Genomic DNA, 22172 nt, shown 5'->3' with positions numbered 1-22172 from the left:
CCTCGTTATTAGTTACGTAATGGCTTTCCTTTTACAAGCATGTGCTGCATTCTTGCTTGTGATTTCATCTCACTTACTAAGCTAATAAATGCTTCACGTTCTACATCTAATAAATACTGCTCATCAACTTCTGTTCCGTACGGCACTTTTCCGCCCGCAATGACATATGCAAGTTTCTTCGCAATGTGAAGATCATGTTCAGAAATGTAACCAGATAAATGCATTGCTTCTGCACCAAGTACAAGAGTTGCATATCCTGTTTCGCCAACAACTGGTATCTTTTTACGAATCGGTGCTTTATAGCCAGCTTCATATAAAGCAAGTGCTTTCTGTTTCGCATCATATAGTAAGTGATCACCATTCACACTAATACCGTCTTTATCGCCTAAGAAGTTGTTCGATACAGCTTCTTGTGCTGATGTAGAAACTTTCGCCATCGCTACAGATTCGAACACTTTATTCGCAACTTTTTGCAGATCAAACTCTACACCGTTTGGCATTTTATTTAAGTGTTTAATGTATAGCTCTTTATTACCGCCTCCGCCAGGGATTAAGCCAACACCAACTTCTACTAAGCCCATATACGTTTCACTAGAAGCTTGAATGCTAGCAGCCGGTAAGCAAACTTCTGTACCTCCACCAAGCGTCATACCATATGGTGCTGCTACAACTGGCTTAGAAGAGTACTTAATTTTCGTCATTGCATCTTGGAAGTTTTTCACAACCAACTCAATTTCAAAGTAATTGTCGTCTTGTGCTTCCATTAAGATCATTGCTAGATTCGCACCAACGCAGAAGTTCTTCGATTGGTTACCGATAACAAGACCTTTATAATTCTTTTCTACTTCATCAACAGCGTAGTTAATCATTTGCGTAATATCCATACCGATTGCATTGCTCTTCGAATGGAATTCTAAGCAAAGGATGCCGTCACCTAAATCAATTAAGCTCGCGCCGCTATTTTTCTTTAATACGCCATTTTTCTCTTTTAATTGTTTAAGAGAAATTGCTTTTTTATTACGCTCGATTAGCTTATATTCACCATTATCGTAATAGTAGCTATCGCCGTTATCATGTTTATAGAAAGCAGTAAAACCTTTCTCTACCATTTCTTTTACCCAAGCTGGTACATTTACGCCGTTTTCTTCCATCTTTTGAATCGATTTTTCAACGCCGATTGCATCCCAAATTTCAAATGGTCCTTGCTCCCAACCGAAGCCCCATTTCATCGCTTGATCGATTGCCACGATATCGTCAGCAATTTCTTTATGAAGCTTTGCAGAGTATAAAAGAGTTGGTGTAATGATATTCCATAACAACTCACCTGCGCGGTCTTTCGCGTATACAAGCGCTTTCAATTTATTCGCTAATCCTTTTTCTTGCTTGCTTAACTCTACGGATGCAGCTTTTAATTTTTTGCGCGCTTCGTATTCCATCGTTTCAGGATTTAATTCTAAAATTTCTTTTCCTTGTTTTAAGAAGAAGCCTTGACCAGTTTTACTTCCAAGCCATTTTTTATCAAGCATGTCATGCATGAAAGCTGGTACTTTAAATACATCTCGCTCTTCTTCTTGTACATTTTCATATACGTTATTTGCAACATGTACAAATGTATCTAAACCGACAACATCTAATGTGCGGAACGTTGCGCTCTTCGGACGGCCAATTAATGGACCCGTTACAGAATCAACTTCTCCAATGCTATAGCCGCGCTTAATCATTTCTTGAAGCGTTACAAGCAAGCCGTACGTACCAATGCGGTTTCCAATAAAGTTTGGTGTATCTTTTGCGATAACAACGCCTTTTCCAAGAACGTCTTCGCCAAATAATTTCATGAAGCTTAATACTTGTGGATCAGTTTCTTTCGTCGGTATTACCTCTAGAAGTTTTAAATATCGTGGTGGGTTAAAAAAGTGTGTTCCTAAGAAGTGTTTCTGGAAGTCGTCTGAACGACCTTCTGCCATTTTTTCAACGGAAATGCCTGACGTATTTGAGCTAACAATAGAACCTGGTTTACGAACAGCATCTACTCTTTCAAATAATTTCTTTTTAATATCTAAGTTTTCAACTACTACTTCAATAATCCAATCTACATCAGCAAGACGCTCAAGATCATCTTCTAAGTTACCTGCTTCAATCAGTGCTAAATTTCCTTTCACTGTCAGAGGAGCTGGTTTTTGCTTCAATAATTTTTGCAGTGCCGTATTACTAAAACGATTTCTCACACTTTTATGTTCTAATGTAAGTCCCTTCGCTTCTTCTTCTTTCGTAAGCGCAGGTGGTACAATATCAAGCAATAATGTCGGAATACCAATATTAGCTAAGTGTGCCGCAATTCCTGAACCCATTACACCTGAACCTAGAACAGCAGCCTTTTTAATTTGGAACATCCAATTCTCCCCCTATTCTTGAATGAATGCTCATTCAATTTTTCGACATAAGTCGCAATCAATGAGTGAGCCTCTACTAATAAATATATGATACTGTTTAAATTTTCGCAATATATTTATTGATAAAATTTTCTGAAATAAATATATTTCTTTTATTTGCCCATGCTATATATGTGTATTTTCTTCACTAAAATGCACTTTTCCTTTTTACAATCTGACGAAACTGGAGGAATATATATGGCAAAACTTAAGAAGAACCCCTCAAAAGCTGGAATTAGTGCAGCGAGTGTAACCGGAAATGCAGGTCCGCATAACCACGGTGTGGAAAAAGGACGTCAAGGTAATAACCAACAATATAAGAAGCATAATATGGGCGAAAAATAACGCTATATTTTTGGGCAGAGAACGTGGCATAATGATTAATGGCTGCTTTTTCTGCCCAATTTATTTGTACATATGGAAAACAAAAGAGGGAACGATGATGAAACGAACAATAGTTATGATTGTAATGATTGCTACACTATTTACAGGGATGATTTTCTTCTCTTATGCACAAAGACAACAAACTGTAAGAGCTGATCAGCCTAGTATTAAGGGGCAATACGGAATTACAATCGATGCAGACACAGGTGAAATTTTGTATGGAAAACGCGAAGATGAACGCTCTTATCCGGCTAGTATAGCCAAAATGATGACAACCCTTCTCTTACTAGAGAATGTAAAAGAAGATGAAGAAATTACAGTTACAGAAAACGCAATAAAAACAGAAAGTCAAAGTAAAAAAATTAAGCTGCGTGCTGGGGAAAAATTAAAACGCGATGAGGCATTAAAACTTATGCTTATCATTAGTGCAGACCCAATCTCTGAGTCAATTGCAGAACATATCGCAGGATCAAAAAATGAGTTTGTGAAAATGATGAATGCTAGAGCGAAGGAACTTGGTACAAAACATGCAACTTTCAAAAACGCAAGTGGTGCTGATGCACTTGGAAATAAAGTATCACCATATGACATTGCCATTATTACGAAAGAAGCATTAAAATACCCAATTGTTTTACAATATATGAATTCAGTACATACAACTCTATATACTTCCGAACGCTCTCCAAAAATCGCAAACTATGGACGAGAAGAACTATATGACGATCCATATGCGATTGGAAGTAAAAGCGGTCTATCGGCACTCGGAAAATATACGGTCGTAACTGTTGATGAGAAAGACGGTAAACGCGTCATTAACGTCGTATTATCTTCTACTCGCGCGCAACTATATCCTGATACGAAGAAAATGGCACATTACGCATTTAAGCAATTAAAATAACCAAGGAGTATTTTCTCCTTGGTTATTTTTTAACCATACCTTTTAATACGAACGCAACGTTCGCTGGACGCTCTGCTAGACGGCGCATGAAATAGCCATACCAGTCGTTTCCATAAGGTACATAAACACGCATCTTGTAGCCTTCTTTTACAAGCTCGAGTTGACGCTCATTACGAATACCATATAACATTTGGAATTCAAATTGATCCCTTGGAATATTGTGTTCTTCGGCAAGTTTTTTCGTATATTCAATAATTGCTTCGTCATGTGAAGCAATTGCAGTATAATTTCCATTTAATAAGTGCATTTTAATAATTTTTTTATAATTGTCATCTACATCTTTCTTGTCCGGGAACGCTACTTCTTCAGGTTCCTTATAAGCCCCTTTTACAAGACGTAAATTAGGATTATAAGCATTTAAATCTTCCATATCTTTTTCTGTACGATACAGGTAAGCTTGAATAACAGTACCAATATTATCGTATTCAGATTTTAATTGTTTAAAGATATCAATTGTCTTCCCGCAACGCGTATAATCTTCCATATCAATTGTAACAAACACACCGTTTTCTTTTGCAGCTTCTAAAATACGGCGCATATTGTTCATTACGATTTCATCTGAGATATCTAATCCCATAGAAGTCATTTTTAAAGAAAGCTGTGAATCAAGTCCCTCTTTTCCAATTGCACGAATCGCTTCAATCGATTGGTTAGCCATTTCATTTGCTTCCGCCTCATTATCAACGAATTCACCTAAATAATCGATTGTTACACAAAGGCCTTGCTTGTTCAATTGTTTAATAGCTGCTGTCGCTAATTCGATTGTCTCCCCTGCGACAAAACGACCTGCTCCAAAGCGTAAACCGTACTTTTTAGCTAACTTTGTTAGCGCTTTATTTTTTGACAAGAAAAGAAACGAATTTCGCATTAATTGTTCCATGTAATTCACCCCTATGACTGTACTTTATCTGTTTTTTACCCCTCTTCAAAATTATATCATTCTTTAAAATTATTTGATACAAATAATTATTTAGATAATTTATAAAATACTATAAAAACATTTAAAACCTCATATTCTCGCTTGTAAATATAAAAGGAATATTTTTCGACATTTAGAAAAAACGGGTTTACTAGGCCTCAAATAGACATGTTGAAAATATTCGACACACCTATAAAACCCTTTATATTCCATCCAAATTATATGAGGATATTAATAAAGTGAAACTTTAATTAGAGCCCCCTCTGATTATTAACCCTCATCAATAGGACTTTTACGAGATAAAAAAAGCTTAAGGTGAAATTCACCTCAAGCTCTCTTATTTTTCATTTCGCTTCTCTTCATTTATCTTTTTTATATCTGAAATTAACTGTACCATTTCTTCTTTCGCATCGGGATACGTCTCGTTCCAATGCTTCACTAAAGCTGGCATCGTCTTTGCAATGTAAGAATAAAGTGCCCACTTCTGCACCTGTTCTTTTCTTTCTTCATTGCTCTCTCCCAGTAATAGTTCCGTGTACTTCTCTAGCAACCCATCAAATTGCTCATTAAACTTTTCACTCACCTTATTTACCTCCTATATGAAAAAAGCAGCGATGATCGCTGCTTTTTCTTATAATTTTGATCGAACAGAGTTTAATTTCTTCTCCATTGTGCTTACTTTATCACGGCGATCATCGATACGAATTGTTGTTGCAACGCGTTGTGCACCTTTCGTATAGGGAACTTCATGCATTTGTTGAATTACTTCTAGAATGACAGGAAGATCTCCTTCAATAACTGTATTCATCGGTGTTAATTGATACTTCACGCGATCTGCATTTTTCTCTAGCACCTTTTGTACTTCTGCTACATATTCACTAACACTTGGATTACCTGTTCCTACTGGAATAATCGAAACGTCAACAATTGCCATAGTAGTTTTCCTCCTATAATTGCTTCTTATATATCCATTGTCTATTTTACCGAAATCTTCATCATTTTACTAATATGTTACTCTTCCACTTTAAACTGCTCGACTAATCTTTCTAAATCTCTCATATGCTCTGTCAAGCTTTCCATCGTATGAGCTACCTTTTCTAAATGATTCACTTGCGATTCAGTTGCAGCATTTACCTCTTCAGATACAGCTGCACTTTCTTGACTCGTACTAGCAATTGTATGCATTACCTCTGTAATTTCACCTTGCTCGTGACCTATATTGTTTACTTCTTCTACAATTTTTTCAACTGAGATACTAATCGTATTTATAACCGACATAATTGTACGGAATTCCGCCTCTGCCTCTGTCGTCACTTTATTTTGTATATCAGCAATATCTTTCAATTTACTTACGACCTCTACAACTCGTTTTACTTCTAATTGGACATCGCCAATCATTGTTGCGATTTCTCCTGTTGCCTCTTTTGATTGTTCCGCTAACTTTCGAACTTCTTCAGCCACCACTGCAAATCCCTTACCTTGCTCACCTGCACGTGCTGCTTCAATCGAAGCGTTTAAAGCAAGTAAGTTCGTTTGATCCGAAATACCTTTTATAAGCTCTACAACATTTTGAATCGATCCGACTTTTTGCTCTAACTTACCAGATGCTTCCTCTGTATGAACAACAATCGAAGATGACTCTCCTCTCGTACGAACTAAATTCTGCATCGTATTTAACCCTTGCTTAGATGCCTTTTCCGCTTTACCAGCCACTCCTTCTATTTCACCAACGGAGCTATTCATTTCTTCCACTGACTGCGCCATGTTCTCAAGCTGAGCTGAAACTTCATCTACACTATTGGCAAGAGTAGAAGCTCCCCCGCTCACATCATCCATTGCACCTGACACTTCTCTACTAGCGGCCACCGTTTCATTCGTTAAATAATGGAGATTATTCGTTGATTGCTGCACTGTTGATACACTATTTTTAATTTTACTTACCATTTCATTCATTTGCCCAACCATATGATTAAAATGGTTCGTCAGCTCTCCAACCTCATCTTTACTTGTCACTTTCATTTGCAGTGTTAAATCTCCTCCTGCTACTTTTTGAACGTGATTCGTTAATAATTGCAGTGGCCTTGCTAATCTTCTTGAGAATAAATAGGAAGCTACTATTCCAACTAATAAACTAATACATGCCATTATAATGACTGTATTTCTCATACTACTTAACAATCCATCAATTGTTTGTTTCGGATAAAAAATTCCTATCTTCCATTTCATCGCATCAAATAACTGACTATAAACAACTACATCTTCACCTTTTAATGTAGTTTCAGCATATTTTGTAACATCTTTATTCAAACTCTTCAGCAATGGCTCTTTAGAAATATCTTTCCCTATCTTTTCTGGGTAAACAAGAGCTATATTTTTATCATTTATAATAAACATTTCTCCATCATTATTGTATTGAATATTATGAAGTAACTTCTGAATTGTTCCGAGCGATACATCCATCGCAACAACGCCTAATACAGAACCATCTTCAGACGTAATAGCTTTAGAAACCCCTACGCTTAACTTTCCTGTCGCGATTTCATATGAAGGTTGTCCCCAATGAACCTTTTTCACATCAGCCTCTGAATCTTTATACCACGGTCTTGTCGTTGGATCATATCCTTCCGGCACTTTTCCACCTTCAGCAAGATTGGCACTTAATGTTTTTTTATCTTTCGTACCAACATATAAATCTAAAATACCAGGATGGTTCTTTTTATACCCCGCAAACTCTTTCGTTAAAAATGCTTCCTCTTCTGGAGTAACTCCATCTTGAATCATATTACGAATCATCTCACTGTTCGCATAATACCCCATATCTTCATCAGTTCTTTGAACAAATGTCGTAAGTTGCTCTGTCACAAGATCCATCGTATTTTGGGAATACTGGTCTAAGGAACTTACTTCTTTCTCTTTCTGTAATTGATACATAGCTGCACCCAATACTACGAACATCATAGAAATAAGCACTGAAAATACTACCGCAATTTTTAAACGTAAACTTCTTAACATCTTTCCCCTAGCATCCCCTTCGCATTAAATTAAAATCTTATTAATCACTATATTAAGTATAATAGATAAAATTAAAAAATTGAAATTAATTCTCACCTTAATACAATTAGAAAACGGACTACCACTTGTGCAAAAACAAATAGTTCATTATCCTTAAAATATAATCTCATTCGTTCGGAGGGAACTATGTTACAAAAATTCGGTTTCTCACAATATGAAAGCCAAGCTTATGAAGTTGTCGTATCAAGCAATGAACCGTTAGATGCTACAACAATTGTGAAGCACTCTGGTGTTCCAAAAGCAAAAATATATGAAGTGCTAGCACGCCTGATAGATAAAGGAATGGTAATGGATTCTGTTTCAGAAAAGAAAAAGTTGTATACAGCATTACCACTAAAACTAGCAATTGAAAAATTAACGACAGAATTCCAATCAAATATTAAAGACTTAGAAACGAATATATCAAAAAAATCATTTACGGATGACCGTGTGTGGAGCTTAAAGATGCAATCTTCTATTCGAGTTCAAAGTAAAGAGCTCATTGAAAGTGCAAAAAAATCGATTCGTATTTCAGCTTGGAATGACACTCTTTCAGAATACCTTCCTTTACTAGAACAAAAAGCAAAACAAGGCGTCCAAATTGAGTCCCTTATAGTTGGAAAAGTAGAAACAGATTTAGAAAACATGCATTTTCTAATCCCAGCTGAAGAACCTAATGCATTAGAGCGCTACTTACTACTCATCGTTGACGACCGTGAAATTTTATTTGCTGGTGTAGAACAAGAGTCATGGCAAGCAATGAAAACAATGTCACAACCTTTCGTGAAGTTCTTTACAGAATTCTTCTATCATGACGTTGCACTTGCGAAAATTACCCAGAAACACCATGATCTCTTTATGGAAGATGAGGAAATTAAGAGTTTGTTGATGAAATTAAGATACTAATTAAATAATAAAAAGGAGTCTAGTTTTTCACTTAGACTCCTTTTCATTTTGTTCCTTTATATCCATCAACAGCTCAATGATTTTCTCATTTTGCTCCACTTGTTTCTCTGAATTTTGATAGATGAAACGAACCCATCTAAAGAGAAAAATTACAAGAAAGAATGGTATGATCGTAAATAAAAAACCAATGATTGAAAAACTTGAATACATATACTATCACCTCGCTATATATACCTTCTTCATTTTTCTACTAACCCCTTCCATTTTTTACAAATAAAAAAAGAACCTATCAAACGATAGATTCTTCTTTCACAAACTGAGTAGAACGTCCTCTCGTAATGGAGAAAATCGCACAAAGCAGTGCCAATATAATAAAACCTCCGCCTACCCAAGCGTTATATATAACAGATGATTTTTCAATAACAACTCCGCCTACTGTTGAACCGAGCGCAATTCCTAAGTGAAGGGCAGAGTTATTTAAACTTTGCTGAATACCAGCTGATTCTGGTGCAATTTCAATTAAATAGTTTTGTTGTGCTGGTGAAATAGCCCAGCTCAGCATACTCCAAAGTCCCATAATAATAATGAAGAGCGGGAATGAAAATGTCATCATTGGCAACATAAAGATTGCACATGCAAATACGATAATGATGGAAATAATACTTTTCTTCGATCCCCATTTATCAGCAAGCAAGCCCCCAAGGCCGCCTCCAAGTACCGCTGCGATTCCGAAAACGAAGTAAAACACACTAATCCAGTTCGCTTCCACATGCATCACATCTTTTAAAAATGGTGTTAAGTATGCATACAGTGTTAAATGACCTGTTAAAAATAAAAATGATGTTAACTGTGCACTCACAATTTTTTTATCTTTCAACGTAGCAATTTGCTCTCTTATTGATAACACCGATGTCGGCGGTACTTTCGTTAAAAATAATGAAATACAAGCGATTGCCATAACTGTTAATATCGAAATGAATACAAATGGTGCACGCCATCCATATGCATTGCCGAGCACAAGACCAAGTGGTACCCCAAGTACGAGAGAGCCACTAATCCCCATGAAAATGATTCCAATTGCACGCGCACGAAAATACGGTTCTACTACACTAGAAGCAAGTGTTACCGATAGTGCAATAATTAATGAACCACTCGCCGCACAAATAACCCTTGAGAACATCAGCATTTCGTAATTTACACTAAATGCTGAAATAATATTTCCGATTAAGAAAATTGATAATGCCCCAATGTATAATGTTTTTCTTTCAAACTTTCCTGTTACCGCTAATAAAACCGGACCTGATAAAGCAAATACTACCGAAAATATTGTTATAAGCTGACCAGCTGCACTAATAGAAACTCCTAAATCATTGGCAACTAAATCGAGCGTTCCTCCTATAATTAGCTCAACCGTTCCGACTACGAAAGCCGCAATAGCTAAAATATATACACGAAAATTCAAGTCTTTCCCCACACTTTCTATTTTGGTTACTACGATTATAGTAACCAAAATAGAAAGTGGAAGCAAGTACAATTTTTTTACAATAAAAAAGGTAGGCGCATTATACACCTACCCTTCCATCATTCAGTTTCTTTCTTCCTATTTAAATACCAATACACCGGAAGTCCAGTAAATACAATTCCAATTGACAAGAAACAACTTACCGGATCGTTAATAATTGCACTACCGATTACAAAGAACGAACCTAAAATCGCTACGATTGGTACGATTGGGAATAAAGGTACACTATATGCACGCTCTTTATTCTTATTACGTTTTCTTAAAATGAAGACACCAATAAACGTCATTACATAGAAAATATAAATAATGAATACGGAAATCTCAGATAGCTTATTTGGATCACTAATAATCATTAAAATAATTCCTAAAATGATTTCAACAGTAATCGCATTTGCTGGTGTTTTAAATCTTGGACTTTCCTTTGCAATAAACTTAGCAAATGGAAGTTGTCCACGTTCTGCCATCGACATCGGGATACGTGGGAACGTTAAAATCTTTCCATTTAAACAACCGAAAATAGAAACGATAATACCGATACTAATAATTTTTCCGCCATATTCTCCAAGTAGCATGCCTGCAGCTGTCGCTGTTGCATTTTCTCCAAGGTCTACAATTTGTGTTGCTGGTAATACATTCAGTAACGCCAAGTTAATTAATACGTAAGCAGCAGTTACAATTAAAATACCAACTGTCATTGCCTTCGGTAATAACTTTGTTGGATTCTTCATTTCTCCGCCTATGGAAGCGAGTAAAATCCAACCGTCATAAGCAAATAAAGTTGCTAAAATTGCCATACCTATACTTTGATTTTCTGATATCGGCACTACTACGTTAAAAATATCACTATTTCCTTTCCAAAAGCCTAATACAACAATTAAAATGATCGGAATCATCTTCCCTATTGTCGTAACCGTTTGGACGATACCTCCATATTTTGTCCCCATACTATTTACAACGCCTAGGAACACAACGGTACCAATTGCGATTGGTAAATTCCATACTTTATCTAAATAGAAAAAATTGATCATTAAAGAACTAAAATACAACCCTAACGTTCCAATAATAGCTGGGCCATACACAATCGTTTGCATCCAGCCTGATAAATACCCCCAAAAACTTCCGTAAATCTCCTCTAAATACGTATACAACCCACCATTTTTTGGGATTTGCGCTCCAATTTCAGCTACTGTTAAACCACTTGCTAGTGTCAACAGACCACCAATTACCCAAGCAAGAATAGCCATATTAGAACTCCCTGAGTAATCTAATACGCTCCCTGGTTTCATAAACACACCAGATCCAATGATAGTCCCTACTACGATAGAAAGCGCTACTGTTAAACCAATTTTGTTTTTCTCATCATGATGCATGCTGCGTATCCTCCTTCCAATCCTAGTGTGATGCAAAAATGAAATAAAAAAACACTCCTCCCTAAAAAAGGGACGAGTGTTATAATCGTGGTTCCACCCTTGTTTCAATTCGCAAAGTGACATACTTCACCAATTTCTCAAGTCTAAATAACGGTTTTTGCCGGCAAGCAATTACTAGGTATCCGTTCACTGCTGCAGTTCAGAGGTGGTAATCTATTTTCCCGTACTAGGAAGCTCACAGCCAAAGGCTTCCCTCTCTGAGAATCGTAAAAAATTGATCATGTCCTCATCATCACTTCTTGATGTCGAATTTTGTAGTTATTGTTCATTATATTGAATTGTTAGAAAAAATCAATATATTTTTTATATAACATAAGAAATATTTCTCTTCTTATATTATAACAGAAGGTACGACACTTCTCCATTTCCCTAAAAATGGTACAATCCATTTAGGAGGTGCACCAATAATTTTAGGAGGTGCACCAATAATGATTGCTGTCTTTTGTATCATCGCTACGTTTCTCTCTGTTCTATTCGCTATCATGCATCGGCAAAAGTATCCTGGTTATAGCATTTTAGCGGTAGCTATTATGCCAGCTGTTTCCTTCTACGTATTGGGTAAATATCAATATACGGAAGTGTTTATCGGTTTTGCAATCTTCTACTGCATCTTTGGATACATACTAACAATGAAAAGAATTTTATTGAATCATTAAAAGAGACCGATTTCTATAAGTAGAAATCGGTCCTCGCATGTACCTTCCGGTTGCCCACACGAAAGATACATAACTCAATTATTTATCTTCTTTTTTCATAAAAAATTTATGATGCGGAAGATCCACATTTAATTCCTCTAATTGTTTCTTTTCATTTTCTAGAACTGCTTTTGCTTTTGCCTTTGTTGCTTCATCTAATCCCGCGAAGATGTCTGCATGCTTCTCTTTCTCTGGAAGTTTCACGCCTAACTTTGTTAATTCCTCTTTTGCTTGTTCACGTGTTAATTTTCCGGATTTCTCTTGCTCTAAAATCGATTTCGCTTTTTCTTTCGCCTGATCATCTAATCCTGCAAACATATCCTTATGTTTACCCTTCTCTGGCAACTTCACGCCTAGCTTTGTTAATTCTTCTTTTGCTTGTTCACGTGTTAATTTTCCGGATTTCTCTTGCTCTAAAATTGACTTTGCTTTTACTTTCGCCTGATCATCTAATCCTGCAAACATATCCTTGTGTTTACCCTTCTCCGGCAATTTCACACCTAGCTTTGTTAATTCTTCTTGCGCTTGTTCATGTGTTAACTTCCCAGATTTCTCTTGCTCTAAAATTGATTTTGCTTTTTCTTTCGTTTGATCATCTAATCCCGCAAGCATATCTTTACGTTTTTCTTTCTCTGGAAGCTTTACACCTAGCTCCTCTAATTGTTTCTTTGTATCGTCCATAATTGTTTTCACTTTTTGTTTTGTAGCGTCATCTAAATCTTTCTTCACCGTTTTTGTAGGCTGATCCGCTGCTGGAGTATTCGTTGCCGCAAATGCTGGTACACCCACTCCTCCTATAATTCCAAATGATAAAGCACCTGCAATTGCTAAATACCCAACTGTTTTCTTCTTCATAGGAAATTTCCTCCTTCATATTTCTAAAGCATGTACACTTTCGTATACAATGCCTATAGTAATATTGGTTTCTTAAAATTCCCTTAACGACTTAACAAAAAAACACCGCTCATCACGAGCGGCGTTGTTCTAAGCTTTTTGTAATTGTAATTCTTCACGTTCCATTATTTTTCTTAATACAATTGTTTGTGTCATTGTAAATAGGTTACCTGTAATCCAATACAGTACAAGACCTGATGGCGCCGCAAATCCCATAAATAGAATCATTGCTGGCATCATAATTTGCTGCATTTTTAGCATTTGTACTTGTTCTCCAGGTGTGATATTAGATTGGAAAACTTTCATCTGAATAAATGTCGTTAACGCTGCAATAATCGGTAATATATGATATGGATCTGCATGTCCTAAGTTCACCCATAAAAATGAAGATGTGCGAATCTCTTCTGTTCGGCTAATCGCATAATACAAAGCAGAGAAAATCGGCATTTGTATAAAAATTGGCCAACAACCAGCAAGTGGATTCCAACCGCCTGATTTCATTAGTTCTGACATTTCTTTTTGATACTGCTTTTGTTTTTCAAGATCTTTGCTTACATCACCGTATTTTTTCTTTAGCTTCTGCAATTCAGGTTGCATTTTTTTCATTTTCGCTTGGCTACGGTATTGTGAAACAGCTAATGGAATCATTGCTGAACGAATAACGAGCGTCATGATAATGATCGCAATCCCGAAGCTAGCTCCAGGTATATGATGAGCAACAAATTGAATCATAAACGAGATTGGATATACAAAGTAATGATCCCAAATCCCAGTACTATGTGCATCAATTGGGGCCGCATTACTGCAACCAGATAAAACAAAAACAAGTAATAATGATAAACTAACGAGCACAGCTCGATATGATTTTAACATGTTCATTCCTCCAATGTTTCGTAATTATTTAGCGAAACATTGGTGTATACGGACCGACCTCGTCATTCTCTTCACTTGATTCTTGTCTGCGAACAGAACGAATCATTCCATATTTATAAAAAATAGAAAATAGCGTTACATTTCCTGCACTATCTTCACATGTATCAACTAACGCAAAAGCTCTTTGTTTACCGCTCGATGCTTGCTGACGCACAAAGCGAGAAACATTGGCAAGGAAGAAAACTTCTAATAAACAAAGCGCCGTTGTTACAAACGATATATATAGAATTGCATCCTGCAATAAAAATTCCATCGCTTCACATCCTTAATAAGCTCATTTTAGCACATCGGGCAAATATTCTCTATTTCCTTTTATTTTCAAAAAAAGTATTTTGCATATTTTCTCAAGAAAACAATAATTAAGAAACATTGTATTCGCTTTCTTTAGTATATTCACGCACATCAATGAATAGGCTTGATTTATTAGAAATTTATAAAATTTTTGCATTATAATAAAACTATTGCCAGTTTTTGAAAAAACCTTTATTCTCTTCTTGTAATCAAAAATGAATATGGAGATGAAACATACTATGGGTCAACTAGGAGACGCCGATTACGTTCCCGACACCGCCTTTTTATCTTTCCCAGCAGCTAAAACATTTCACTTAGAATTTATGATACAGTTGGTTGTTATTTTCATAGCTTCTATTTTGTATGCAATTTCTATGAACATGTTTTTTATCCCGCATAATATGATTAGCGGTGGATTTGCTGGTGTAGGGATGATTATCGGTTATTTAATGCATTACAATATCGGTGCACTTATCTTTTTACTAAACATTCCTCTTCTTATTTTAAGTCACTTTTACTTAGGCAAGAAGACAACCTTTTTAACAGCGTATTTTGTAGCTGTATCATCTTTAGCGATGAACATTATCCCAGTACATCAAGTTTCAGACGATATTTTACTTTCTTCTGTATTCGGTGGTGTAATTTGCGGAGCAGCTTCAGGAATCATATTCCGATTTGCTTCTTCAACAGGTGGTTTTGATGTCGTTGGATTGATTGTAGCAAAACATCGAGATATTTCGATTGGAGCAATCATCTTTGGATTCAACTTGATCTTACTTGTTGCAGCAGGATTTATTTTCGGATGGGATATTACGCTTTATACGTTAATTAGCCGGTTTGTAGTCAGCAAAGTAATTGATGCCGTGCATACAAAACATATTAAATTAACGATAATGACAGTTACAGAAAAAGGTGAGGAAATAAAAAGCGCACTATTACATCACGGCATACGCGGGGTGACAATGGTAGATGCTGTCGGCGGCTATACAAACCATAAGAAAAAAATGATTTACACTGTCGTGACTCGATATGAGTTAGGCGAAATGAAACGTATTATCCGTCAAGTGGATAACAAAGCATTCATGAACATTACTGAAACAGTTGAAATTGTCGGCCGTTTCAAACGCATATAAAAAAGCGCAAGGAACTAACATTCCTTGCGCTTTTTATTTTTTACACTTATTACAAAATCAGATAATTCTATTATTGTGTCCCTAAATGTGTTATAATGAAAACAGACTCACAAAAAAAGAGTATATAGACTTGGAAGTTTCTCATATTTTACAAACAAAAAGAAACGAGAAGTCGGGTATATTTCAGTCACCATACACGTAACGGTTTAAAAACCGATCATCTTAGTTATTCTTCACTAATCTTTTTATAAAAAGATACGTACAACTAAAATTCACTTCAATATACTATACCTACCTTTTTGACTTCCAAATCATCTTATTACATAAGGAGATGAACATATGAATCAATATATACGATATACAATAGCTGTCCTGTTTGCCATTATCGGCGGTGTGATTTGCTTCTGGACAAACACTCAGCTTGGAGAGAATATCATTTTTAATGGAATCGAAACACTTGTAAGCGCTTCAATTTTAGGCGGATACATTTATTTCCTCTTCAATCCAGAAGAAAATGCTCAAAAAACAATGTTATTAACAATGATCGGAATCGTTGGTGGATGTATTTCCTACTCAATGACAAACTATACATTACCACTTCAATTAAGCTCTGCTTTCTTCCACGGTCTATGGACTTGGTTTATCGCATTCTGCCTAGCAGATGTATTCAATCTTTTACAAGACACTGAAGAAGAAAATGGTCGTCAAATTGAAAGTAACTCGTAAGCTGGAAGAATATCTTCCGGCTTTTTTGTTTGCTATTCTTTCCTGTTCATACTCCATCACCAAAATAAAAAGAAGTTACCTCCACGGCAACTTCTTTTCCATATACCCCACTTAGTATTCACTTAAATATATCAACGATTTTTCAAATATATCGATCGTTTCTCCACTTATATCAACGATTTTTTCATTATATCGACGATTCGACACAAGATATCGATTTAACGACAACCTTCGACACTCGAAACACACAACATACCCTATCCCCCAAGCAACTTACTGCCGAACTCTACGATTAAAAAGATAATTAATAGGATCGCGAGTATCTTTAATGCTACATATGCTACTTTAAAAACAACATAAATGAGCAAGACTATCAAAACAATTGATAAAATTTCCATATTTACTTCCTCCAAGCTTTGCTCTTCTTATCTTATTTTACTCGTCCTAGGCTGTTTATGGAACGTTATAAGATGACATATAAAAAAGAGGATACCTCACCCATCGTAAGATACCCTCGCCTGTAGCTGCTCAAACCATTCTCTCTCTACTTGTAAATATCCCATTCCACTCTTCTCAGCGCTCTCCAATTCTTTATCAGCTTTCTTCATATAAGTGCGGGAAGCTTCCATATCGTCCTCTAAATATTTAATAATTCCTTGTGTACGGTAATATCCGTTTAAATCCATTTTGGTAATGGCCTTTGCATGTTCCTTTGCTTCTTGCAGAGAAAGGCTATTTATCTGATAAAGAGCTTTATATAAAAGATACCAACTATGAAAACTACTAACGAAAAATTTATTTTCCTTCGTTACAGATAGTTGAACAATTTGTTCTATATACGGTATTGCTCTTTCCATTCCCCTTTGATCAGCTCGGGCATAAAAGACGAGCATAAGTCCGCTCATTATCTCTTTTATACTTTTATCCTCTTTTAATTTTTCCTCACTAAGTTCTACTAATCTCTCATCCCAATCTTTCGGTCTTTTATAACTAAATAACTCACTCGATATTTGAATCGTATATAAATGCTGCTTAGCTTTTTCATCATCTTTAATTAAAATGAGAAATTGCATACCATCACTCAGAAGCGTTCCTTTTATCGGCACGATTGTAACTGCAAAAATCACAAAGTGTAAAACGGAAAAATATAAAAGATATTGATAATAACTCACCATATATATGTAACCTGAAGTAATACCGAATAGTAAACTCATAATTGGCCCACCTAAAGTCATCCACGCCCATTTCTTTGAAAGGTTCGGTGTCTCTATAGAAGACGGCGCTAACATCACCACGCCACCAAAGTACGCCCATAATTTATTTTCTCGAATGCGTAATTTCCCTTTTTCCTTTTGAACAGTGATAGGTCCTACTGTCATAAATTTAAAATTCAAACCACCTATCAAGCCAAATAGTACGTGCCCTAGCTCATGAATGGCTAACACTAATAATACAATTCCAAATACTGCCCATATATTCAACATTACTTGTAATTTTCCAGTTCGGATTACTCCGTATAAAATGGACAAAACTAGCGCCGCCGTCATTGAACTAGCTGGCCTTCTTAAAATATCCACTCTTTTCTCTCCTTAATAAATCATTTTCCTCTGCATTTCGTACATGAATTTTCCGAGATGCAATATCCAAATAAATGAGATTAAGCCAATTAATACAAAATCGATATTACTAGCCGCTGTATATATAACGGCAGCCCACCATACATATGCTAATATTGTATTCGTAAATTCATACGCTTTATATCCAGCCTCATGCACAATGTGTTTTAATCCTTCATCTGCGTTTTTCGTCCACATTTTCATAGATTCCATATATGTTACACCTTGTTCAGGATATAGCTTATTATAACGATTTTTTGTTATGAGCCCGATAATCACTACAGTAGTTAAACAGACAATAGAAGCTACTAAATTCCACACCGCAAATGAAACATTTGTATCCTGCACCAGTGCACGTCTACATGTAATAACTGCATATACAAACCATGCCTGCGTAACTATATCACCTACACGTAAATATATACTTATAATACCTAATTTTCTGCCTTGTACGCTCTCTTCTTCATCGCGTGCTTCCGCTAACATACGTGTATTCTTCCAAGTGTAGTACATCATTAAAATTCCAAAAATAGTACATACACCTATAAATAGATTAGATGATAATTTTCTCGGTTCATCCGAGAGTAAATCTAAAGCTATATAAGATGTTAAAAAACCACCCATCATACTTAATGCTATTTTTCCCACAAAATCAAATTGTTTTTTTCGTTTACTCTTCATCGTCCTCTTCCCCCTCCACTAACGTGAATATTTCCTCCACCGGTACATTGAAAATTTTTGCGATTTTTAACGACAATACAATAGATGGTGCATAATCCCCACGCTCAATTAAACTAATCGTTTGCCGTGATGAGCCAATCGCTTTCCCTAAATCCCCTTGTGATAAATGATGCTTTGCTCGCAATTCCCTCACTCGATTTTGAAGCTTCATATCTTCCCTCTTTTTCATTTATTTAATTAAAATTGTAAATAATATCCTTATTTTTGTCAATTATAATTGTCATTACGACTATAATAATTGACAAAAATAAGGATGTATTATGATGAAAATAACCTATATAATGAATGTGAAATATTAAACAAAGGAAGTGACATATGAATAAAATATCTACTTTTTCCTATATTCTTACTAAGCTTACAGCGACTTTCTTATTATTATTACTTATTAGCACGCTTCTCTTAACAACTAGTCAACAAACATTATATAGTTTCTTAGCTGGATTACGAGAACTGCTATATGTTCCCTTCGTTCCTATTCTTGCTGCATATGCATTTTTTTGTTCTATTTGCATCGATAAATTGAAATTAAAAACACATACAAGACTGAAGACATTATTACTTTATATTTTTTGCGGCTATTTATTTTTTCTTCCCTTCCTAACATTTAAAGAAGCTAGTCTAATACAGTTCTTGTTCCTCGGATCAATTGGTGCAGTATGTTCTCTTTCTTTCTATTTATGTACAGTTATAGCAACAAAATTTAAGTGGCTACAATATTTCGTACCAAGCATTATGTTTATTATATTTATCACAATTAACTTAGTAGATTTAGAAAGGTTTGGAACATCAAAAGAACAATGGGTCGAAACAAAAACAGATAACTCTTTCGAAGCATCTTTTCAACATTTTAGTGGTGAACATAAAGTCCCAATTGAACTAAAACGAGGGGACATATTAGAATTCACCATTGAATCACGAGCTGAAAATTCGAATGGCTACATGGGGGACATAAAAATGGCTAGTGAATTTCAAGAGGAAGAAAATTATTTAGCTCCAGCTGGACCTAATACATACCAGTTCGCGGCAATTAAGACAGGAACTTATTACATTATAGTTAGCGGAAATCAGCTAAAAGGAAAGTTAAAAATAGATTGGAACATAAAATGAAACTTTAATCAGCCCTGACCAATCGGACTTTTACGGGCAGCCCGACAAATAGCGGGATAAAATAAAAAAGGCAGTGCTTTTGCACTGCCTTCCTAAATTTTGACATAGAATGGATTCCATATTAACTTGCGTTTTGTAACAATACTCGTTTTAACTGTTTACGGAAACGAATGCCTAGCGTAATTGCTACGATTACGATAACTCCAAAAATGATTTTACCAATATGACCTTCTAGCACTCCAAAAATATCATGTAAGTTTCCACCTAACCAGTAACCACCGATTAAGAAGAATGATACCCAAAACAGAGCACCTGAATAAATTGTAATCGCAAAACGACGAAATGGTAGATTAATAATTCCTGCAAAGTATCCTGTAAAATGGCGTACACCAGGAATAAAGAAACCGATAAAGATTAGGAAGTACCCATACTTATCGAACCACATTCTTGTTAAGTCGATTTTTCTTTGTGTTAAAAATACGTATTTCCCATATTTTTGAACGAAAGGCATACCTAATTTATTTCCTAAAAAGTATTGAATCGTCATTCCTACACTTGTCCCAATAAAGGATAAGATAATTAAAATTGGTAAACTTAAATCACCCTTCTGTGCTAAAAATCCCGCATATGCTAATGTTGGCTCTCCCGGAAACGGAAGCGCAATATATTCTAACAGCAACCCGACAAGTACAACATAATACCCGTATTGCTGAAATAATTCATGAACCCATTCCATGTCATCTCTCCTTTCAGTCACGTACAACTTCTTACTATTATTGTATAAAAAAAATGTCGAAATAACTATCACAATAGCTTACATTTTTATTACATTTTTGTAAGGCTCACACTAAAATTTTTTGTTCTCTATTTACTTATATCTATTAGCATTTAAAAACAAGCTAACAACTATATATCACGCGAATGAAATCCATTAATATACATTTTTTATCCAATTTTTAACACTTGAAAACTATCTTATTTTGTTCTCTATAAAAAACCACCACAAACTCATACGAACTTCATATTAGCTTCATATACGTATTGTAAGATTATATCGGAATTTGTTGAAAAATTTAGCTAATATATGACTAAACATTAAATTGAATAAATATAAGTCGCTTTTCGAAATTGAAAAAAGGGTGAATAAGAAATGGAAGCTTATAAAATGCACGATTTTATTAATACGAATGTTGAATCTCATCAAAATGAAACCGTTTTTAATTTACAAATATGTGAAACAAATGAATTTGACGTAAGTTTAACAAAATCTACTACGCTGTCTTTTATCGTTTCAAAAAAGAACATTAAGATTGTCACTAGAAAATGGGTGAATTCAAATCAAGAAAGCATGATTGGCAAAAGCTACATCATTCCAACGAAAGCTTTTCACTATTTCTTACCGATTATTTCTGAAACTGAAGATGAACTAAATATTCAAGTTCAAAGCTTTGGACTACATGGTGAGCTTTTATTAAACGAAAGATTACTTATTGATAAAAACAACAAATGCAACCCAAAAATTACTACCTTCTTTGAAACATTAGATGAAAATGTCAATCAAGCATTACGAGGATTACAAATTCATTGTATGTAAGACTACTACAAGAAGTAAAAGGAGAATATAATGAAAAAATTATTATTAAGTGCGCTATTATCATTAGGATTTTTAACTCTTCCATTCACTACTGCAGAAGCAGCTACAACGAAAGATCAGCTTATCGTAAACACACAACTAAATAAAATGGATTATTATCAAAATGGAAAATTCATAAAAAGTTTCACTGTCGCTACTGGAAAAGCAGCAACACCAACACCTAAGGGTACTTTTCAAATCGTAAATAAAATTAAAAACCGTCCTTACTATACAGGAAAAATTAAAGGCGGCGATCCACGTAATCCACTTGGGGACCGCTGGCTCGGATTAAATATGGCAGGAACTTACGGAACAACGTATGCGATTCATGGAACTAACAATAATCAAGCAATCGGGAAAGCAACAACACTTGGTTGTATTCGTATGTTTAACAATGATATTCACTGGTTATTTGAGCGCATTCAGCAGCAAGCTACTGTCACTGTAAATTAACCTAAGAACAAGATTTACGTGTAGCCAAGAATTTTATGTCTTGGCTTATTTTATTTATTCATTTACAGTAGCAAAACAACTGTATTTACATATATAATAAAAATAGATTGCGTTCAACATCATCGTAACATTGATAAACATGGATATTAAAATTATACAGTTATAATATTTTATAAATTTTACAATACATACTATAATAGAACTACTGTAATTCTGAAATATTCAGTGACACTAAACAATCCCCCTTGCTACTTTCATTACTATTTTATAGCGGGGGCTTATTATATGTATAAACAATCTGAGTCATCCGAAAAATGATGAATTCGAATATTGCAGTAAAAAGCGTTATTT

25 protein-coding genes and 1 other annotated feature are annotated in these 22172 nt (G+C 35.2%); of the genes, 9 read left to right on the top strand and 16 right to left on the bottom strand.

All coding sequences use genetic code 11. The annotated features are described in order from the left end of the window. Positions 1 to 8: 8 nt before the first annotated feature. Complete coding sequence (locus JDS98_RS21720) at positions 9 to 2390, bottom strand: 3-hydroxyacyl-CoA dehydrogenase/enoyl-CoA hydratase family protein (protein ID WP_000486349.1); 2382 nt, start codon at positions 2388 to 2390, stop codon at positions 9 to 11. 237 nt (positions 2391 to 2627) lie between these two features. Between JDS98_RS21720 and JDS98_RS21715 the strand changes: the two genes are divergently transcribed. Together JDS98_RS21715 and JDS98_RS21710 are read left to right on the top strand one after the other, a co-directional pair. Beyond that, a complete protein-coding gene (locus JDS98_RS21715; RefSeq protein ID WP_001096344.1) occupies positions 2628 to 2774 on the top strand; it encodes a YuzL family protein in 147 nt (48 codons plus the stop codon). 97 nt (positions 2775 to 2871) lie between these two features. Further along, the gene (locus JDS98_RS21710) at positions 2872 to 3711 is read left to right on the top strand and encodes a D-alanyl-D-alanine carboxypeptidase family protein (protein ID WP_070173904.1); all 840 of its coding nucleotides are present in this window, start codon (positions 2872 to 2874) and stop codon (positions 3709 to 3711) included. A 22-nt stretch (positions 3712 to 3733) separates the two neighbouring features. On the opposite strand, the gene JDS98_RS21705 is transcribed toward JDS98_RS21710, so the two are convergent. The 4 genes from JDS98_RS21705 to JDS98_RS30890 form a co-directional block, all read right to left on the bottom strand. Beyond that, positions 3734 to 4651, bottom strand: coding sequence for a proline dehydrogenase family protein (locus JDS98_RS21705; RefSeq protein WP_000436768.1), 918 nt, complete (start codon positions 4649 to 4651; stop codon positions 3734 to 3736). A 376-nt stretch (positions 4652 to 5027) separates the two neighbouring features. Next, a complete protein-coding gene (locus JDS98_RS21700) occupies positions 5028 to 5273 on the bottom strand; it encodes a YusU family protein (RefSeq protein ID WP_001290590.1) in 246 nt (81 codons plus the stop codon). Positions 5274 to 5321: 48 nt separating this feature from the next. Further along, positions 5322 to 5624 (bottom strand): MTH1187 family thiamine-binding protein, encoded by a 303-nt coding sequence (locus tag JDS98_RS21695; RefSeq protein WP_001018862.1) that lies wholly within the window; start codon positions 5622 to 5624, stop codon positions 5322 to 5324. 77 nt (positions 5625 to 5701) lie between these two features. Continuing rightward, positions 5702 to 7702, bottom strand: coding sequence for a methyl-accepting chemotaxis protein (locus JDS98_RS30890; RefSeq protein WP_098911479.1), 2001 nt, complete (start codon positions 7700 to 7702; stop codon positions 5702 to 5704). A gap of 186 nt (positions 7703 to 7888) precedes the next feature. On the opposite strand from JDS98_RS30890, the gene JDS98_RS21685 reads away from it, so the two are divergent. Next, entirely contained in the window at positions 7889 to 8647 is a 759-nt protein-coding gene (locus JDS98_RS21685; RefSeq protein ID WP_000939471.1) for a TrmB family transcriptional regulator, read from the top strand. A 27-nt stretch (positions 8648 to 8674) separates the two neighbouring features. On the opposite strand, the gene JDS98_RS21680 is transcribed toward JDS98_RS21685, so the two are convergent. The 3 genes from JDS98_RS21680 to JDS98_RS21670 all read right to left on the bottom strand — a co-directional run bounded on the left by JDS98_RS21680 (position 8675) and on the right by JDS98_RS21670 (position 11539). Then, positions 8675 to 8857, bottom strand: coding sequence for a hypothetical protein (locus tag JDS98_RS21680; RefSeq protein WP_000287384.1), 183 nt, complete (start codon positions 8855 to 8857; stop codon positions 8675 to 8677). A 79-nt stretch (positions 8858 to 8936) separates the two neighbouring features. Then, positions 8937 to 10121 (bottom strand): MFS transporter, encoded by a 1185-nt coding sequence (locus JDS98_RS21675; RefSeq protein ID WP_199634324.1) that lies wholly within the window; start codon positions 10119 to 10121, stop codon positions 8937 to 8939. Positions 10122 to 10228: 107 nt separating this feature from the next. Further along, entirely contained in the window at positions 10229 to 11539 is a 1311-nt protein-coding gene (locus JDS98_RS21670; RefSeq protein WP_000546327.1) for an APC family permease, read from the bottom strand. Between the two features lie 65 nt (positions 11540 to 11604). Continuing rightward, positions 11605 to 11841 (bottom strand) — a binding site (T-box leader). Between the two features lie 186 nt (positions 11842 to 12027). Between JDS98_RS21670 and JDS98_RS21665 the strand changes: the two genes are divergently transcribed. Continuing rightward, positions 12028 to 12255: a hypothetical protein gene (locus JDS98_RS21665; RefSeq protein WP_000562240.1), complete on the top strand. Its 228-nt coding sequence runs from the start codon at positions 12028 to 12030 to the stop codon at positions 12253 to 12255. A gap of 78 nt (positions 12256 to 12333) precedes the next feature. Here JDS98_RS21665 and JDS98_RS21660 read toward each other — a convergent pair whose 3' ends face one another. The 3 genes from JDS98_RS21660 to JDS98_RS21650 all read right to left on the bottom strand — a co-directional run bounded on the left by JDS98_RS21660 (position 12334) and on the right by JDS98_RS21650 (position 14374). Continuing rightward, positions 12334 to 13149 carry a hypothetical protein gene (locus tag JDS98_RS21660; protein WP_085450686.1) on the bottom strand — a complete coding sequence of 272 codons (816 nt, stop codon included), beginning with the start codon at positions 13147 to 13149 and terminating at the stop codon, positions 12334 to 12336. A gap of 129 nt (positions 13150 to 13278) precedes the next feature. After that, entirely contained in the window at positions 13279 to 14061 is a 783-nt protein-coding gene (gene yidC / locus JDS98_RS21655; protein ID WP_000920530.1) for a membrane protein insertase YidC, read from the bottom strand. 28 nt (positions 14062 to 14089) lie between these two features. Then, positions 14090 to 14374, bottom strand: coding sequence for a hypothetical protein (locus JDS98_RS21650; protein ID WP_000394928.1), 285 nt, complete (start codon positions 14372 to 14374; stop codon positions 14090 to 14092). A gap of 277 nt (positions 14375 to 14651) precedes the next feature. On the opposite strand from JDS98_RS21650, the gene JDS98_RS21645 reads away from it, so the two are divergent. Both JDS98_RS21645 and JDS98_RS21640 read left to right on the top strand, forming a co-directional pair. After that, positions 14652 to 15545: a YitT family protein gene (locus JDS98_RS21645; protein WP_000530041.1), complete on the top strand. Its 894-nt coding sequence runs from the start codon at positions 14652 to 14654 to the stop codon at positions 15543 to 15545. 339 nt (positions 15546 to 15884) lie between these two features. Further along, positions 15885 to 16271, top strand: coding sequence for a DUF3938 domain-containing protein (locus JDS98_RS21640; protein WP_001077779.1), 387 nt, complete (start codon positions 15885 to 15887; stop codon positions 16269 to 16271). A 257-nt stretch (positions 16272 to 16528) separates the two neighbouring features. Here JDS98_RS21640 and JDS98_RS21635 read toward each other — a convergent pair whose 3' ends face one another. From JDS98_RS21635 to JDS98_RS21620, 4 genes are all read right to left on the bottom strand, one after another. Further along, entirely contained in the window at positions 16529 to 16669 is a 141-nt protein-coding gene (locus JDS98_RS21635; protein ID WP_000404759.1) for a DUF3985 family protein, read from the bottom strand. A gap of 96 nt (positions 16670 to 16765) precedes the next feature. After that, positions 16766 to 17818 carry a site-2 protease family protein gene (locus tag JDS98_RS21630; protein ID WP_199634323.1) on the bottom strand — a complete coding sequence of 351 codons (1053 nt, stop codon included), beginning with the start codon at positions 17816 to 17818 and terminating at the stop codon, positions 16766 to 16768. Positions 17819 to 17860: 42 nt separating this feature from the next. Then, on the bottom strand, positions 17861 to 18568 hold the full coding sequence (locus JDS98_RS21625) for a DUF3169 family protein (RefSeq protein ID WP_000837707.1): 708 nt from the start codon (positions 18566 to 18568) through the stop codon (positions 17861 to 17863). Next, complete coding sequence (locus JDS98_RS21620) at positions 18558 to 18779, bottom strand: helix-turn-helix transcriptional regulator (RefSeq protein ID WP_199634309.1); 222 nt, start codon at positions 18777 to 18779, stop codon at positions 18558 to 18560. The genes JDS98_RS21625 and JDS98_RS21620 overlap by 11 nt, the downstream gene beginning before the upstream one ends. Before the next feature lie 164 nt (positions 18780 to 18943). Between JDS98_RS21620 and JDS98_RS21615 the strand changes: the two genes are divergently transcribed. Next, on the top strand, positions 18944 to 19735 hold the full coding sequence (locus JDS98_RS21615) for a hypothetical protein (RefSeq protein WP_098053936.1): 792 nt from the start codon (positions 18944 to 18946) through the stop codon (positions 19733 to 19735). Positions 19736 to 19856: 121 nt separating this feature from the next. Here the strand turns inward: JDS98_RS21615 and JDS98_RS21610 are convergent, their stop codons facing one another. Beyond that, the gene (locus tag JDS98_RS21610; protein ID WP_000455364.1) at positions 19857 to 20471 is read right to left on the bottom strand and encodes a DedA family protein; all 615 of its coding nucleotides are present in this window, start codon (positions 20469 to 20471) and stop codon (positions 19857 to 19859) included. 414 nt (positions 20472 to 20885) lie between these two features. Between JDS98_RS21610 and JDS98_RS21605 the strand changes: the two genes are divergently transcribed. Further along, complete coding sequence (locus tag JDS98_RS21605) at positions 20886 to 21329, top strand: DUF3978 family protein (RefSeq protein WP_000388766.1); 444 nt, start codon at positions 20886 to 20888, stop codon at positions 21327 to 21329. A 30-nt stretch (positions 21330 to 21359) separates the two neighbouring features. Next, a complete protein-coding gene (locus JDS98_RS21600; RefSeq protein WP_000735064.1) occupies positions 21360 to 21821 on the top strand; it encodes a L,D-transpeptidase in 462 nt (153 codons plus the stop codon). Positions 21822 to 22172 lie beyond the last annotated feature (351 nt).

It is taken from the genome of Bacillus cereus group sp. N11 (assembly GCF_016483605.1).
Taxonomy (GTDB): domain Bacteria; phylum Bacillota; class Bacilli; order Bacillales; family Bacillaceae_G; genus Bacillus_A; species Bacillus_A toyonensis.
This window is presented reverse-complemented; position numbering and strand designations above follow the sequence as displayed.

Bases quoted from the DNA above. Each gene is read 5' to 3' on its own strand.
- JDS98_RS21665 (WP_000562240.1), top strand. From the start codon at position 12,028: ATGATTGCTGTCTTTTGTATCATCGCTACGTTTCTCTCTGTTCTATTC.
- JDS98_RS21650 (WP_000394928.1), bottom strand. From the start codon at position 14,374: ATGGAATTTTTATTGCAGGATGCAATTCTATATATATCGTTTGTAACA.
- JDS98_RS21610 (WP_000455364.1), bottom strand. From the start codon at position 20,471: ATGGAATGGGTTCATGAATTATTTCAGCAATACGGGTATTATGTTGTA.
- JDS98_RS21660 (WP_085450686.1), bottom strand. From the start codon at position 13,149: ATGAAGAAGAAAACAGTTGGGTATTTAGCAATTGCAGGTGCTTTATCA.
- JDS98_RS21645 (WP_000530041.1), top strand. From the start codon at position 14,652: ATGGGTCAACTAGGAGACGCCGATTACGTTCCCGACACCGCCTTTTTA.
- JDS98_RS21620 (WP_199634309.1), bottom strand. From the start codon at position 18,779: ATGAAGCTTCAAAATCGAGTGAGGGAATTGCGAGCAAAGCATCATTTA.
- JDS98_RS21625 (WP_000837707.1), bottom strand. From the start codon at position 18,568: ATGAAGAGTAAACGAAAAAAACAATTTGATTTTGTGGGAAAAATAGCA.
- JDS98_RS21705 (WP_000436768.1), bottom strand. From the start codon at position 4,651: ATGGAACAATTAATGCGAAATTCGTTTCTTTTCTTGTCAAAAAATAAA.
- JDS98_RS21715 (WP_001096344.1), top strand. From the start codon at position 2,628: ATGGCAAAACTTAAGAAGAACCCCTCAAAAGCTGGAATTAGTGCAGCG.
- JDS98_RS21640 (WP_001077779.1), top strand. From the start codon at position 15,885: ATGAATCAATATATACGATATACAATAGCTGTCCTGTTTGCCATTATC.
- JDS98_RS21680 (WP_000287384.1), bottom strand. From the start codon at position 8,857: ATGTATTCAAGTTTTTCAATCATTGGTTTTTTATTTACGATCATACCA.
- JDS98_RS21605 (WP_000388766.1), top strand. From the start codon at position 20,886: ATGGAAGCTTATAAAATGCACGATTTTATTAATACGAATGTTGAATCT.
- JDS98_RS21600 (WP_000735064.1), top strand. From the start codon at position 21,360: ATGAAAAAATTATTATTAAGTGCGCTATTATCATTAGGATTTTTAACT.
- JDS98_RS21635 (WP_000404759.1), bottom strand. From the start codon at position 16,669: ATGGAAATTTTATCAATTGTTTTGATAGTCTTGCTCATTTATGTTGTT.
- JDS98_RS21685 (WP_000939471.1), top strand. From the start codon at position 7,889: ATGTTACAAAAATTCGGTTTCTCACAATATGAAAGCCAAGCTTATGAA.
- JDS98_RS30890 (WP_098911479.1), bottom strand. From the start codon at position 7,702: ATGTTAAGAAGTTTACGTTTAAAAATTGCGGTAGTATTTTCAGTGCTT.
- JDS98_RS21670 (WP_000546327.1), bottom strand. From the start codon at position 11,539: ATGCATCATGATGAGAAAAACAAAATTGGTTTAACAGTAGCGCTTTCT.
- yidC (WP_000920530.1), bottom strand. From the start codon at position 14,061: ATGTTAAAATCATATCGAGCTGTGCTCGTTAGTTTATCATTATTACTT.
- JDS98_RS21615 (WP_098053936.1), top strand. From the start codon at position 18,944: ATGAATAAAATATCTACTTTTTCCTATATTCTTACTAAGCTTACAGCG.
- JDS98_RS21695 (WP_001018862.1), bottom strand. From the start codon at position 5,624: ATGGCAATTGTTGACGTTTCGATTATTCCAGTAGGAACAGGTAATCCA.
- JDS98_RS21720 (WP_000486349.1), bottom strand. From the start codon at position 2,390: ATGTTCCAAATTAAAAAGGCTGCTGTTCTAGGTTCAGGTGTAATGGGT.
- JDS98_RS21630 (WP_199634323.1), bottom strand. From the start codon at position 17,818: ATGACGGCGGCGCTAGTTTTGTCCATTTTATACGGAGTAATCCGAACT.
- JDS98_RS21710 (WP_070173904.1), top strand. From the start codon at position 2,872: ATGAAACGAACAATAGTTATGATTGTAATGATTGCTACACTATTTACA.